The sequence below is a fragment of the Corallococcus sp. 4LFB genome (genome assembly GCF_046520365.1).
Classification (GTDB): domain Bacteria; phylum Myxococcota; class Myxococcia; order Myxococcales; family Myxococcaceae; genus Corallococcus; species Corallococcus caeni.
This window is the reverse complement of record NZ_JBKGHJ010000233.1, coordinates 1-13,049: the sequence shown is the minus strand read 5'-3', so window position 1 is coordinate 13,049 and position 13,049 is coordinate 1. Positions and strand designations below refer to the sequence as shown.

Here is a 13,049-nt window from a genome sequence, read left to right as displayed (position 1 = left end):
TGCTGCCGGGCCTGCGCGCCAGCCCCGCCACCGCCAGCGTCCGGGCGTCCGTGCGCGCGCAGAGGTCCGTGACCAGCGCGGACACGGCGGCGCACTTGAGCTCCGTCACCGCCGCGCCATCCAGCAGCGCGAGCAGCTCCCCCGTATGCGTGGAGAACGCCGCCACCACGCCGTTCATGGTGGGCAGCGGATCCGTCGCGGCCCGCTCGAAGAGGGTCGCGACCTTGTTGATGTAGAGGCCCAGTTGCTCCGACACGGCCGGCATCGACACGAACGCGGCGTGCTGGGTGGCGGAGGGGACCGCGACGCGCAGCGGGACCTGCACCCGCTCATGCAGGCCCTCCGTGAGCGCCGCCTCCAGCTCGCGCACGAGCCGGGGCAGGTTTCCGTGCGCGGAGACGACGTCGTGGGGCAGGAAGGCAGCCATCGCGTGCTCCTCCGCCTACAGCGTCGCGAGGACTTCCTTCAGGTGGCCGATGAACGCCTGCACCTGCTCCGTGGGCAGGTCTCCGCGCAGCATGAGCCGGATGCCCGCCTTGCCCACCGGCACGATGGGGAAGAAGACCGCGGAGGTATAGAAGCCGCGCTTGTAGAGCTCGCGCGACAGCTTCACGGCCTTGTCCTGCTCGCCCACCTCCACGACCTTGATGTGCAGCCCGTCGCCGCGCTGCGCGGTCTGGATGTGCTCGTCGAACAGCGCGATGTTCCGGCGCAGCTGCTCCTGTCGCTTCGCCAGCTCCGGGCTGCGGTGCACCTTGATGCTCCCCATGGAGGTGCCGATGGCCGCCGTCCGCAGGCTCTGGGACCAGCCCATGGGGCCCGTCCGGTAGAGGAATTCGTGGTGCCTGCGGGAGCCGAGCATCGCGATGCCGCCCGTGCTGCCGAACGCCTTGGCGATGGAGGCGATGATGACCGTCCGGTCGTTCATCTCCCGCAGCCGGGAGCGGATGTAGCCCTCGCCGTTCTTGCCCTGCGTGGAGAGCGAGTGCGAGTCGTCGATGTAGAGGAAGAGGCCGTACTTCTCCTGGAGCGTGAGCAGCGCCGGGAGGTCCGTCGCGCCGCCGGTGGAGTACACGCCGTCGCAGACGTAGGCCACGCGCGGGTACTTCCGGCAGACGTCCTCCAGGTAGTTCATGTCGTTGTGCGGGGCGTTCAGCACCAGCGTCTCGTCGGCGACGATGGGCTTCACGAACGCCATGGAGAAGTGCGCGAACTTGTCGAACACCATCACCAGGGGCTCGCTGTCCGTCAGGTGGCCGGACCCCAGCACGGGGAGGATGGCCGCCGTGAGCGCGCTGGACGTGACGGCCGGCAGCACGGGCCCTCCGAAGAGGTCCGCCAGCTGCTCCTCCAGCTCCTCCATCAGGCCCAGCCGGATGCGGAACTCCGCCATGGACAGGCCGGTGATGCCCGCGCTCCTCAGCGCGTCGATGCCGCCCTGGATGACGTCCGGGTGGCTGTTGAGCCCCAGGTAGGAGCAGGAGCACAGGTTGGCGAACTCGTGCCCGGTGTCCACCTCGCGCATGCGGTTCTGGCCGCCCACGGCCTCCACGCGGATGTTCAGCATGTGCGCGTCCCGGGCCACGGCCCAGGCGCTCTCGCTGGCGGGGATCATCTTCTGGTTGTTGCGGTGCAGGTGGGGACCCATCACCGCGTCGCTGGGCGTCGTCACTTCCGCGCTCCTGTCTTTTCCATCACGAACTGGCCAATGCGCTGCAGGGCCTCACGGCCGCTGGTGAGGCGGTGGAAGTGCAGGTGCCAGACGTGGACCATGTCGGGCCACTCCTCGAACGTGACGTCCACGCCCTGGGCCTGGGCCTTCTTCGCCATCGCCTGCGAGTCGCTGAAGAGCAGCTCCCGCTCGCCCACCTGGATGAGCAGGGGCGGGAAGCCGGTGAGGTCCGCGTGGATGGGGGAGATGGTGGGCTGCCGCGGGTCCTGCCCGTTGAGGTAGTGCCGGGCGACCTCCTCCACCACCTTGCGCTGCACCAGCGCGTCCGCCTTCTCACGCGACTCGTAGCTCTCCCCCTGGATGCCCAGGTCGAACCAGGAGGAGATGCACACCAGGGCCCCCGCGAGCGGGAGGCCCTTGGCCCGGGCGTGGACCTGCATGGAGACCACCAGGCCGCCGCCCGCCGAGTCTCCGGCGATGGAGATGCGGCCGGGCGCGAACCCCTGCTCCAGCAGCCAGCGGTACGCGGTGGTCGCGTCGTCCAGCGCGGCCGGTAGGGGTGCTCCGGGGCCCGGCGGTAGTCGAGCTGGAGCACCCGGCAGCGCGCCTGCCGCGCCAGCTCCGCAGCCATGTGGCCATGGCTCACCAGCGAGCCGAAGACGAACCCGCCGCCGTGCAGGAAGAGGAGGGCGCGGTCCGGGTCGCACTCCGGCGGCGTGAGCCACTGGGCGCGAACGCCGTTCACGTTGACGGGCGCCACGCCGATGTCCCGGGCGATGGGCAGCCCGAGCGAATCGTAGTGGACCCGCGCCGCCTCGTAGCCGTCCGGCCAGGGCCGGGCGTCCAGGTACGCGAGCAGCTCCTTCATCTCCGCCGCGTTGCGCTCCGCGTGCTGTCGCGTGGTCATTCCCGCACCTCGATGATGTTCGGGTAGGGGTTGAGCTCGCCGCGGACGAAGCGGGTGATGTTGGCGTCCTCCTTGTGGTTCGACGCCTTCTCCAGCGACAGGCCGTAGTAGTCGTACCAGCGCTTGAGGTCGTCGGAGCCCGCGACCTGGTACTCGACGTGGCGGATGGGGCGCTTCGCGGCCTTGCTCGCGTCGGTGAGGGACGGCTGGGTGGCGGCGTGGGCGAGTCCGCCCACCACCTCGTTGTGGAGGACGATCATCACGATGTCGTTCTCCAGGTCGAGCTTCAGCGCGAACGAGTAGTCGCGCAGGATCTCCTCCGAGAACTCCGCCTTCACCGCGACGTTGTAGTTGTTGGGGATGTTCTCGATGAGCGCCCGGGGGTCCAGGCCCTTGTCCTGGCAGAAGCGGCGCGTGTCGCAGATCATCGGCATGCCGCCGCTGATGTTCTGGTTGGGCCCGTAGAGGTTCGCGATGAACGGCGTCGCCGAGTCGAAGTGGACGCACTTCGTCGTCACGAACTCGCGGCTCTCCGTGTGGTCGCTGTTGGGCGTGAAGTTCCGGTTCTTGTTGAAGCCGTCCACGTCCATCTTGGCGACGCGGTCGTAGGCGACGGGCGTGGGGCTGTAGCGCGACAGGTCGAAGCGCGGCGCGATGGCCCGGAAGATGCCCTCCAGGTAGTCCCGGGCCAGCGCGGCGCCGGACTCGGTATGCAGGTCCAGCCCGCGCGCGGCCAGCAGCTTGTTCACGCCGTACACCACCGCGAACCCGTTCTTCTTCTCCACGGCCTCCACCACGGCGTCGAGCAGCGCGGCGTCGGGAGCAGCCGAGCGGCCTTCACCCAGGTCCGCGGGGAAGGTGGAGACATTGATGAACGAATCCTTGATACGGCTCGGATCGATTCTTTTCATGGGCTGTCCAGGGGATGAGGGGAATGGGCGGCAGCCGATTGGCAGGCAATGGGCCGCGATGTCTGTCTTGATATACCGATCGGAAAGTCTGGCGTCAATCCACCCTGGTTTTGGTCGGTCGAGACAGCCTTTGAGGGCTCGGGACGGAGCGCGCCACTTGAAACAATATCACCGCTCCAGGGGTCCGGGAACGACGCTCCCAGGAGGGCGGCGGGTCTCCGTGAGGGCAACCCCTTGCATGCGTAGGGTAGGATCCCGCTGACGCCGTCGCATGTCGGCCTGGATGTATGTGATTTGGCTGGTCGTGGACCTGGGCGGGGCGGATCCTTACATTGTCTGGCAATGTTGAAAGGACACCTGGATGGGATCGCGCCGGTGGCGATCTCTGGTTTTGCGTTTGCCTTGCCGGGCGCTCGCACACTCGATGAACTGGCGGAAGTGCTGCACGGGGGAAAGACGACGTATGGCCAGTGGCCCGAGGAGCGCATTCCCCGGGCCCTGTATCTGGACCCCACGGCGGCCGTGGGCGCGGCCCGGACGTCCACGCTGCTGGGTGGGGTCGTTGGAGCGCGCGAGCTATCAGTGGTGGAGACGGCGCACCGGGCCCTGGCCTCGGCGGGCCTTGCTCCCGGCTCGCTTGGCGGGCAGCCCGTCCCGGTCTTCCTCGCGCACTCACGCGGGGGTGGGCATGGGCTCTACGACGCCGCGGTGCTGGCCGTGGCGGGCCAGCTCCAGCCGTACCTGGTGCACGGCGCGCATCCGAACGAGTTCTCCCATCAGGAGCTGACGGACCTCACCCGGAAGGTGCGCCAGTCGCTCCGGGAGTCGTTCGGGCCCGACTTCGTGGAGGACCCGAGGGAGCGCGCCACGCACCGGCTGGCGAGCGCCATCGCGGAGGCGCTGGGGACCACGGAGAAGGCGCTGCTGGTGGACGGGAACTGCACCGGCGGTCTGGCCTCGATTGAGCTGGCGGCGCGGGAGCTGGCGAAGGGGGCGCCGTGGGCCATCGCGGGGGCGCTGTCCTACGTCGACACGGTCAACCAGGTCCTCTATTCGAACTCACGCCTCCTGTCGTCCGAGGGCTGCTTCCCGTTCGCCCAGAAGGGCAACGGAACGGTCATCTCCGACGGCGTGGTGCTGCTGGTGCTCACGAGCCTGGAGCGGGCCACCCATGAGCGCCTCCCCATCCACGGGGTGATCCGCGGCGTCGGTGGGGCGAACGACGGCGCGGCCGAAGGGTACATGCTGGTCCCGAACCCGCGCGGCCACGAGCTGGCGGTCCGGCGTGCGCTCGAGCAGGCAGGCGTGGCGCCCCGGGAGCTGGGCGTGATCCTCGCGCACGGCACGGGCACGCGGGCCGGGGACGCGGTGGAGGCGAAGGTCTTTGACCGGGCCCTGAAGTCGCACGGAGAGGCCGCCCAACCCGCGTCGCCGGTGCCCGTCATGTCCATCAAGGGGAACCTGGGACATGCGAAGGAGGCGTCGGGGCTGGCGAACCTGATCGCGCTGCTCGCCCTGTTCGAGTCCGGGGGCATCCCGGGACCGGTGCACGGGGACAAGCCCCGGAGCCTGCTCGAACCGGGAGGCCTCATCGAGGTCGAGAAGACCGCCCGGTCCTGGCCGGCGGGCGAGCAACCGCGCATCGGAGGCGTCAGCGCCATCGCGAGCGGAGGCCAGAACTACCACGCGGTGGTGGAGGACCGGCCTTCGCCCGCGCGAGCCCAGGCGCTGCTGCGGGGCACACGGAAGCGCCTGGCGAGAGGGGACGAGCCCATCGCCATCGTGGGCATGGCGGGAGCGTTCGCGGAGGCCCCGGACCTCGCCACGCTGTGGACGAACCTGCTGCAGGGCCGCCGCGCGTTCCGGAGGCTGCCGTTCGGACCTGGAGCGCCGCTGGACCTGGACGCACACCGGTTCGCGGGCAGCGCCAGCCAGTACGATGAGCGTCCCGCCGACATCCTCCGGCATGATCCGCTCCACTACCTGCTGGTGGACCTGGCGCGGAGCGCGGCCTCCAAGGTCTGCATCGAACGGGGAAGCAACATCCCGGTGGTCGTCTCCGCGGAGCACTGCAGCGAGTACGGCCTGCGCCAGGTCGCCGCGGCGCGGCTGCCGGAGCTCGAGGAGCACCTTCAGCGCGTGCTGCGCGAGACGGGCAAGGACCCCAAGGGGGTGGCCCGCACCGTGCGCGCGGCGATGAAGCGCCTGTCAGGCGACCTGCCGGAGCTGTGGGCCGGAAGCCTGTTCAACCTGTCGCCCAGCTTCATGGCGGCGAGGATTGCCCGGGCCTTCGACCTGAACGGACCGACCTGCGCCATCGAGGCGGGAGGCGCGGCGGCCTCCATGGGCGGACTGGAGGTCGCCTGCGGGCGGCTCGCGTCGCGAGAGGCGGACGCGGTCTTCTGGGCGACGGCGGACATGCGGCTCGGAGTCACGCGCATGGCGGACGAGGGCACGCTGGGGCTGCTGTCCCGCCGGGACGCGCCAACGGCGCTCGACGCATCCTCCGACGGATATCTGCCCGGTGAAGGCGCGACGGTGTGCGTGCTGCGGCGCTTGTCGGATGCGCAGGAACGAGGCGAGCCGGTGCTCGGGATCATCCGGGCGATGGGGAGCGCGTTCGGGACACCTCAGGACCCCGGGCTCGTCTCCGAGTCCGCGATGAGTCTGGCCATCCGGCGTGCGTGGTCGCGGTGTGACGTGTCGGCGGATGCGCTCGCCTTCGTGGAGTGCTTCGGCAGTGGTCATCCCGCCAGCGACTACGCGGAGCTCGCCGCGCTGGGACGGACCCTCGCCACCGCGCGAGCCCGGCCGCTTCCCATCGGCGCGGTCATGCCGAACATCGGCCACACCGGAGCCGCCGCTGGAGCCGCGAGCCTGATGAAGGCGCTGTTCACGTTGGCCGCGAAGCGAGTGCCCGCGACGGTGGGAGTGACAACCCCGCTCGTCGGTGCAGCCGACAACCTGCGAGTCGTCACGGAGCCGCACGAACTGAAGGACGCGCGCTTCGCAGGCGTCAACGCGGCGGGAAGCGGCGGCACCCACTACCACGTCGTGCTCGAAGCCGGCCCCGACCTCCAGGTTCCGGGACCATGAGTCTCCACCCGAACGTGAAGCGAGCGTGCAGCCTGATCCACGCGGAGATGAAGCGCCATGCGTGGACTTCCACGACGAAGCTTGCGGCGAACCACCCATGACCCTTCACCCGAACATGAAGAGAGCGGGTGGCCTGACCCATGCGGGGATGGAGCGCCATGCGTGGACTTCCACGACAACGCTCGCAGGGAACCACCCATGAGCCTCCAACATGAGGACGTCCTCGCGCAGCTGGCGAGGGACCTCCATGAACGGATTCCGATGACGAAGTTCCTCGGGATCCGCCTCGAGGAGTTCGAGCCCGGCCGCATCGTGCTCGCGGCGCCGCTGGGCCCTTCGTTGAATCACCGGGGGACGGCGTTCGGTCCGGGGGTGTTCACCTCGGCGGGGCTCGCCCCGTGGCTGTTGCTCGTGCGGGCGGCGTGGGCGGAGCGGCTCGCCGTGCAGATCCTGCTGCGCCGCTGTGAGTTCGCCATCCACCGGCCCATCGCTTGCGACTACCGGGCCCGCTGTGAGGCGTTGCCCTCACTGGAGGCCGACACGCTCCGTCAGGGAGGCAAGGTGCGGCTCACGGCCACGTCGCAGGTCTTCATCGACGAGGGCGCAGCCGCCGCGACCTACACGGCGCACTTCACGTTGATCGGTTCCTCGGGGGCAGGGGAGGGGGACCTGGCATTGCCCTTTCCGGAGGCGTGGCGGACATGATCTACCGCAAGCTCGGCGGCATCGACGTATCGGTCTTCGCCCTGGGCGCGGCCAACTTCGGGGGTATCGGAAGCTCCCGGAAGCTGCTCGGCCAGGGAGAGACCGAAGCCGAAGCACATGCGCTCCTGGACCGCGCGGTGGCGCTGGGGATCAACCTCATCGACACGGCGGGCACCTACGCGGACGGAGCCAGCGAAGCCATCATCGGCGCATGGCTGGCGTCTCGCGGTGCCGCCATGCGGGACCGGGTGCTCATCTCGTCCAAGGTGGGCCTGCGCGGGGGACTCGGGCGGGAGCACGTGTTCTCGGAGGTGGACCGCTCGCTCGCGCGGCTTCGCATCGACACGCTCGACTTCTACCTGTCGCACGTGCCCGACCCCGCGACGCCGTGGGACGACGTCCTCGAGACCTTCCAGTCCCTCGTGAGGGCAGGGAAGGTCCGTCGCTTCGGCTTGTCGAACGTCGCCGCGAGCGACCTCTGGCGCTGCGCGGCTCCACGCTCCGGTGGCCCGGTGGGGTTCGGCTGGGTCCAGAACCGCTTCAACCTGCTCGAACAGGACGACGCGCGGAACGGCGTGCTGGAGGCCTGCGCGAAGCTGGGACTCCAGTACACGCCCTATTCACCGCTGGCGGGCGGCCTGCTGAGCGGCAGGTACGCCATCGCGGGGGAGATTCCAGCGGGCACGCGCATCGGCCAGCGCCGGGACCTCTACGCGAAGGCCTGGACCCCGGAGAACGCGGCCCGGGTCGAACACCTGAAGGCGCAGGCCTCCGCCCACGCGCTGTCCCCGTCAGGCCTCGCCACCTGGTGGCTGGTGCACTGCCCGTTCGTGACGTCGATCCTCGTCGGCGCGCGCAACCCGGAGCAGCTCGAACAGCTGGTGACCGGGGCATTGAGCCTGCCCGCGAACGACGACCTCTGGCGAAGCCTCACCGCCACTTCCACCCAGGAGCCATGACGTGCGAGCGATTGTCTGCCGGACGTGGGGCGGGCCCGAGCAGCTCACCCTCACCGAGGTCCCCGAGCCTGTTCCGAAGCCCGACGAGGTGAAGATCGACGTGCACGCCTGCAGCGTGAACTTCGCCGACCTCCTCATGGTTGGCGGGACCTATCAGACCCGGCCCGAGCTGCCCTTCGTTCCGGGCCTGGAGGCCGCAGGCACCCTCGCCAGCGCCCCCGACGGCTCGGGCTTCAAGCCCGGGGACCGCGTCGTGGCCATCCTCTGGCACGGAGGCTACGCCGAGCAGGCCGTGGCCTCCGTCCAGGAGACGTTCCTGCTGCCAGCGGGAGTCTCGTTCGAAGTCGCCGCCGCGTTGACCAGCGCCTACGTGAGCACCGCCCTGGCGCTGATCCGCGTCGCCCACCTGAAGCCTTCGGAGGTGCTCCTCGTACTCGGCGCCAGCGGAGGCGTGGGGCTCGCGGCGGTGCAGCTGGGCAAGGCGCTGGGCGCCAGGGTCATCGCGGTCGCGAGCACACCGGCCAGGCGCCTCATCGCGCTCGAAGCCGGAGCGGACCGGGCCTTCAGCTCCGCTGACGATGACTGGAAGGATCAGGTCCTCGCCGCCGCGGGGCCCGCGGGCGTGAGCGTCTGCTTCGATCCGGTGGGCGGCCCGCTCTTCGACCCGGCGCTCTCGACGCTGGGCTGGGGCGGCCGCTACGTGCTCGTGGGCTTCGCCGCGGGACAGATACCGAGCATCCCCGCCCACCGGCTGCTCGTGAAGCACCGCGCGGTGCTGGGCTCGTCGCTGCGCTACTTCCGCTACCACGACCCGGCCGCGCTGCGCGAAACCATGGACCAGCTCTTCGCCTGGTACGCGCAGGGCCGCATCACCCCGCGCATCACCCTCCGGCTCCCCCTGGAGGAGACCGCCGACGGCCTGCGCGCCCTCGCGGAGCGACGCGCCATCGGCAAGGTCGTGGTCCACGTCCGCGAGGGCCGGGACGCGCCCCCCGGCGCTACGTGAACGAGCGGGGCAGTCCCAGCACGTGCTGGCTGATGTACGACAGGGCCATGTTCCGGCTCACGGGCGCGTTGATGAACAGGCGCACCTCGCGGAACTTGCGCTCCACGTCGTACTCCTCGGCGAAGCCGTAGCCGCCGTAGGTGTCCATGCACGCGTTGGCGGCCTCCCAGGCGGCTTCCGCGGCCAGGTACTTCGCCATGTTCGCTTCGGCCGCGCAGGACTGGTGGCTGTCGAAGAGCGTCGCGGCCTGCTCCGTCAGCATGGACGCGGCCGTGAGCGCCGTGTGCGCCTTCGCGATGGGGAACTGCACGCCCTGGTTGGCGCCAATCGGCTTGCCGAACACCACGCGCTCCTGCGCATAGGTGACGGCCTTCTCGATGAACCAGCGGCCATCCCCGATGGCCTCCGAGGCGACGAGCACCCGCTCCGCGTTCATGCCGTCCAGGATGTACGAGAAGCCCTTGCCCTCCTCGCCAATCAGCCCCTCGGCGGGCACCTCGACGTTCTCCAGGAACAGCGCGTTCGTCGCATGGTTGAGCATGGTCCGGATGGGCCGGACCTCCAGCCCCTGCGTCTTGCGCAGGTCGAGCAGGAACACGCTCATCCCGTCCGTCTTCTTGCGCACCTCCGCCCGGGGCGTCGTCCGCGCGAGCAGGAGCATCAGGTCGGACTGGAGCACGCGCGAGATGAAGATCTTCTGGCCGTTCACGACGTAGCGGTCCCCGCGCCGGACCGCCGTCGTCTCAATGGCGGTGGTGTCCGAGCCCGAGTTCGGCTCCGTCACCGCGAACGCCTGGAGCCGCAGCCGGCCCGCGGCAATCTCCGGCAGGTACCGCTGCTTCTGCTCCACGGAGCCGTGACGCAGCAGCACGTTCATCACATACATCTGCGCATGGCACGCGGACGCGTTCCCGCCGAAGTGGTTGATTTCGCCCAGCACCACGGCCGCCTCGCGCAGCCCCAGCCCGGCGCCGCCGTACTCGGCCGGGATGAGCGCGGCCAGCAGGCCTGCTTCGGTGAGGGCATTGACGAAGTCGTGGGGGTACTCACGCTCCGCGTCGAGGGTCCGCCAGTACTTCGCGGGGAAGCGGTTGCACAGCGCACGCACGGACGCGCGGATCGCGTCCCGGGTCTCATGGGAGTCCATGCGCGAAGGATGTCCGTCCCCCCGTGCTGACTCCAGGACAGGGCAGGTCCGCGCGGGAGCACCGCGTAGGTCCACCCCCGGGGTCCGTTGGAGTAGAGTCCCCGGCTCCATGGAGCGGACCGGCGCGGCGGCGATCATCATCGGCAACGAGGTCCTCACCGCGAAGGTGAAGGACGAGAACGGCCCCCACCTCATCCAGCGGCTGCGGGAGCTTGGCATCCCGCTGGTCTCGGTGGAGACCATCCTGGACGACGTGGACGCCATCGTGGACGCGGTGGCCCGCGCCCGGCGCAAGGCCCGCTACGTCTTCACCAGCGGGGGCATTGGCCCCACCCACGACGACGTCACGGTGCGCGCGGTGGCGCTCGCGCTGGGCCGGCCGTGGTGCGCCTGCCGGAGATGGTGTCGGCCATCCAGGCCCGCGCGGGCACGTCGCCGGTGACGCCGGAGTCGCTGCGCCTGGCGGACGCGCCCGAGGGCGCGGTGCTCCTGGCCCAGCCGGGCATGTGGTTCCCGGTGCTGACGGTGGGGGACATGTTCCTGCTGCCGGGGGTGCCGCAGCTCTTCCGGCTGCAGCTGGAGACGGTGCTCTCACGGCTGAGCGGCACGCCGGTGCACCTGGTCAACCTGTACTTCAACCTGGGCGAGAGCGCCCTGGCGGCCGTGCTGGACCGCGTGGCGCTGGACATGCCCCACGTGGCCATCGGCTCCTATCCCGTGTTCGACGCGTCCATGGACTACCGCGTGAAGGTGACGGTGGAGGCCCCGGAGCGGGCCCACGTGGATGACGCCGTGGGCCGGCTGCTCGCGGGGTTCCCGGCGGACGCGCTGGTCCGCCGGGAGTAGCGCGGGCTGGAAGCGGACTACAGCGACAGCCCCAGCCGCTGGCGCAGCCGGAAGAAGTCGTCGGTGAGCAGCCACGTCAGCAGGGCCTTCAGGTCCGCGCGCTCGCGCACCGCCTGGAGGATGGCCTCGGGGCTCTCCTGCTTGTTGGCCACGATGTTCGGATCCTCGCGCAGCAGCATGGTGAGGCCGACGGACGGGTCTCCGCACACCAGCAGGCCCGCGCGGTCCGCGGAGTAGGCGAGCGCGTCCACCACCGAGGCCACGTCGATCTTCGACTGCTCGGACAGCGTCTGCGCGGGCCCTTCCGAGGCCTTCATCGCCTTGCGGTTGAAGGCCTTCTTGAGCTGCTTCGTCATCTCGTCGTTGCGCCGGCCCAGGCCGTTGAACTGCTGCACGTGGACGCGGATGGCGTTGCCGAACAGGTCCACCGTCTCCCCCTGGGACGTCTTGGAGAGGACGGCCGTCTTGTTGAGCAGGCCCAGCACCGCCTTGCCGATGAGGAACTTCTGCTCGCGGGCGTTGAAGCGGCGCACGACGTCCTGGCCCACGCACAGGGACAGGGGCTCCGTCGTCTCCAGCTGCAAGAGGCCGCGCCGGGCCAGGTAGACCTCGAAGTCCTCCACGCCGAAGGTCTGCGCCACCGCGCGCACGGCCTTGAACACGGCCGAGTCCGGCTTGAGCTTGTCCGTCTTCGGGTTGACGCCGAGCATCTCGAACTGCGGCGGGAACACCTTGCCCAGGTGCTCACCCATGGCGCGCAGCAGGTCCGTCAGCGGGCCCCGCGCGGCGGGGTGCATGAGGACGGTGTCCACGTCATTGGCGGGCAGCGCCTCGCGGGGCTCCTGGGGCTGCCGGACGCGGGCCTCCGAGTAGAAGGCCTGCTCCACCTCGTTGGTGGCGCGCAGGAACGTCAGCACCGCGGCGACGGCGAACGCCTTGTCCTGCTGCTTCTGGGCGTCCCACAGCTTGAACAGCGCATGCAGGCTCTCCAGGCGCGCGGGGTCCAGGCGCAAGAGCTGCCGGTGCTCCTCGATGGCCAGCGGGTAGCTGGCCATGTCGCGGCCATACAGCTCCGCCAGCGCGGCGCGGGCCTGGAGGTTCTGCGGGTCCTGCTCCACGAGCTGCCGGAGGATGACGGTGGCGCGAGCAGGCTCCGCCAGCGGGCCCGCGTAGAAGCCCGCCACGCGGATGCGCAGGGCCACCGCGCGCTTGACGTCCGTGGACGCCGTGGCGGCCGCCTGGGCCTCCAGCATCTGCGCCAGCTCCGGCAGGTTGCGCTGCCGCTCGTAGAGGGCCACCAGCCGGTCCACCAGCGCGGGCTCGCCCGGCGTCAGCTCCAGCGCCTTCTTGTAGAGCGCCGTGGCGGAGGCGACGTCGCCCAGGCCCTCGTCGTGGATGCGCGCCAGCTCCACGGTGAAGCGAGCGCGGGCGTCGTTGGGCAGGTCCTGATCCAAGAGCCGCCGCAGGCAGTCCACCGCGCCGCCGAAGTTGCGGCCCTGCGCGTACACCGTGGCCAGCCGCTCCAGCGCCTCCGGGTGGCGGGGCAGGGTGGCCAGCGCCGTCTGCAGGTGCGCGGCCGCGCGGTTCGGATCATTCAGGTGCTGCTGATAGAGCGCGCCCAGCGTCAGGTGGTGCTGCGCGAGCACGCGAGGGTCACCGCCCTGCTGCACGCGCTGGCCGAGCATCTGCGCGGCCTCCGCGTACTGCTGCGCCTCCAGGAGGAGCAGGCCGCGCGTCTCCAGCGCGTCGGGGAAGCCGGGCCGGGCCGCCAGGGCCTTCTCCAGCACCGCGAGCGCGCGG

9 protein-coding genes and 2 pseudogenes are annotated in these 13,049 nt (G+C 70.3%); 5 read left to right on the top strand and 6 right to left on the bottom strand.

The annotated features are described in order from the left end of the window. The 4 genes and pseudogenes from ACLEQD_RS23565 to ACLEQD_RS23550 form a co-directional block, all read right to left on the bottom strand. Window positions 1-427: hypothetical protein (locus ACLEQD_RS23565; RefSeq protein WP_410386933.1), on the bottom strand; the 427-nt coding region annotated here is incomplete at its 3' end. Window positions 428-442: 15 nt separating this feature from the next. Then, the gene (locus ACLEQD_RS23560; protein ID WP_410386931.1) at window positions 443-1,672 is read right to left on the bottom strand and encodes an aminotransferase class I/II-fold pyridoxal phosphate-dependent enzyme; all 1,230 of its coding nucleotides are present in this window, start codon (window positions 1,670-1,672) and stop codon (window positions 443-445) included. Further along, a pseudogene (locus ACLEQD_RS23555) lies at window positions 1,669-2,303 on the bottom strand (alpha/beta hydrolase). The gene ACLEQD_RS23560 and the pseudogene ACLEQD_RS23555 overlap by 4 nt, the downstream one beginning before the upstream one ends. A 272-nt stretch (window positions 2,304-2,575) precedes the next feature. Beyond that, window positions 2,576-3,490 (bottom strand): hypothetical protein, encoded by a 915-nt coding sequence (locus ACLEQD_RS23550; protein ID WP_410386929.1) that lies wholly within the window; start codon window positions 3,488-3,490, stop codon window positions 2,576-2,578. A 342-nt stretch (window positions 3,491-3,832) separates the two neighbouring features. On the opposite strand from ACLEQD_RS23550, the gene ACLEQD_RS23545 reads away from it, so the two are divergent. From ACLEQD_RS23545 to ACLEQD_RS23530, 4 genes are all read left to right on the top strand, one after another. Beyond that, window positions 3,833-6,586, top strand: coding sequence for a polyketide synthase (locus tag ACLEQD_RS23545; RefSeq protein WP_410386927.1), 2,754 nt, complete (start codon window positions 3,833-3,835; stop codon window positions 6,584-6,586). 198 nt (window positions 6,587-6,784) lie between these two features. Continuing rightward, window positions 6,785-7,291, top strand: a complete 507-nt coding sequence (locus ACLEQD_RS23540) for a YiiD C-terminal domain-containing protein (RefSeq protein ID WP_410386925.1) — start codon at window positions 6,785-6,787, stop codon at window positions 7,289-7,291. Further along, window positions 7,288-8,250 (top strand): aldo/keto reductase, encoded by a 963-nt coding sequence (locus ACLEQD_RS23535; protein ID WP_410386924.1) that lies wholly within the window; start codon window positions 7,288-7,290, stop codon window positions 8,248-8,250. The genes ACLEQD_RS23540 and ACLEQD_RS23535 overlap by 4 nt, the downstream gene beginning before the upstream one ends. 1 nt (window position 8,251) lies before the next feature. Further along, a complete protein-coding gene (locus tag ACLEQD_RS23530; protein WP_410386922.1) occupies window positions 8,252-9,256 on the top strand; it encodes an NADPH:quinone oxidoreductase family protein in 1,005 nt (334 codons plus the stop codon). Here ACLEQD_RS23530 and ACLEQD_RS23525 read toward each other — a convergent pair. Further along, window positions 9,249-10,403: an acyl-CoA dehydrogenase family protein gene (locus ACLEQD_RS23525; RefSeq protein WP_410386920.1), complete on the bottom strand. Its 1,155-nt coding sequence runs from the start codon at window positions 10,401-10,403 to the stop codon at window positions 9,249-9,251. The genes ACLEQD_RS23530 and ACLEQD_RS23525 overlap by 8 nt on opposite strands. A gap of 109 nt (window positions 10,404-10,512) precedes the next feature. Here ACLEQD_RS23525 and ACLEQD_RS23520 point away from each other — a divergent pair. After that, window positions 10,513-11,249, top strand: a pseudogene (locus ACLEQD_RS23520) (competence/damage-inducible protein A). A 17-nt stretch (window positions 11,250-11,266) separates the two neighbouring features. Here ACLEQD_RS23520 and ACLEQD_RS23515 read toward each other — a convergent pair. Then, window positions 11,267-13,049, bottom strand: a 1,783-nt coding sequence (locus ACLEQD_RS23515) for a tetratricopeptide repeat protein (protein ID WP_410386918.1), incomplete at its 5' end; no start/stop codon positions are given.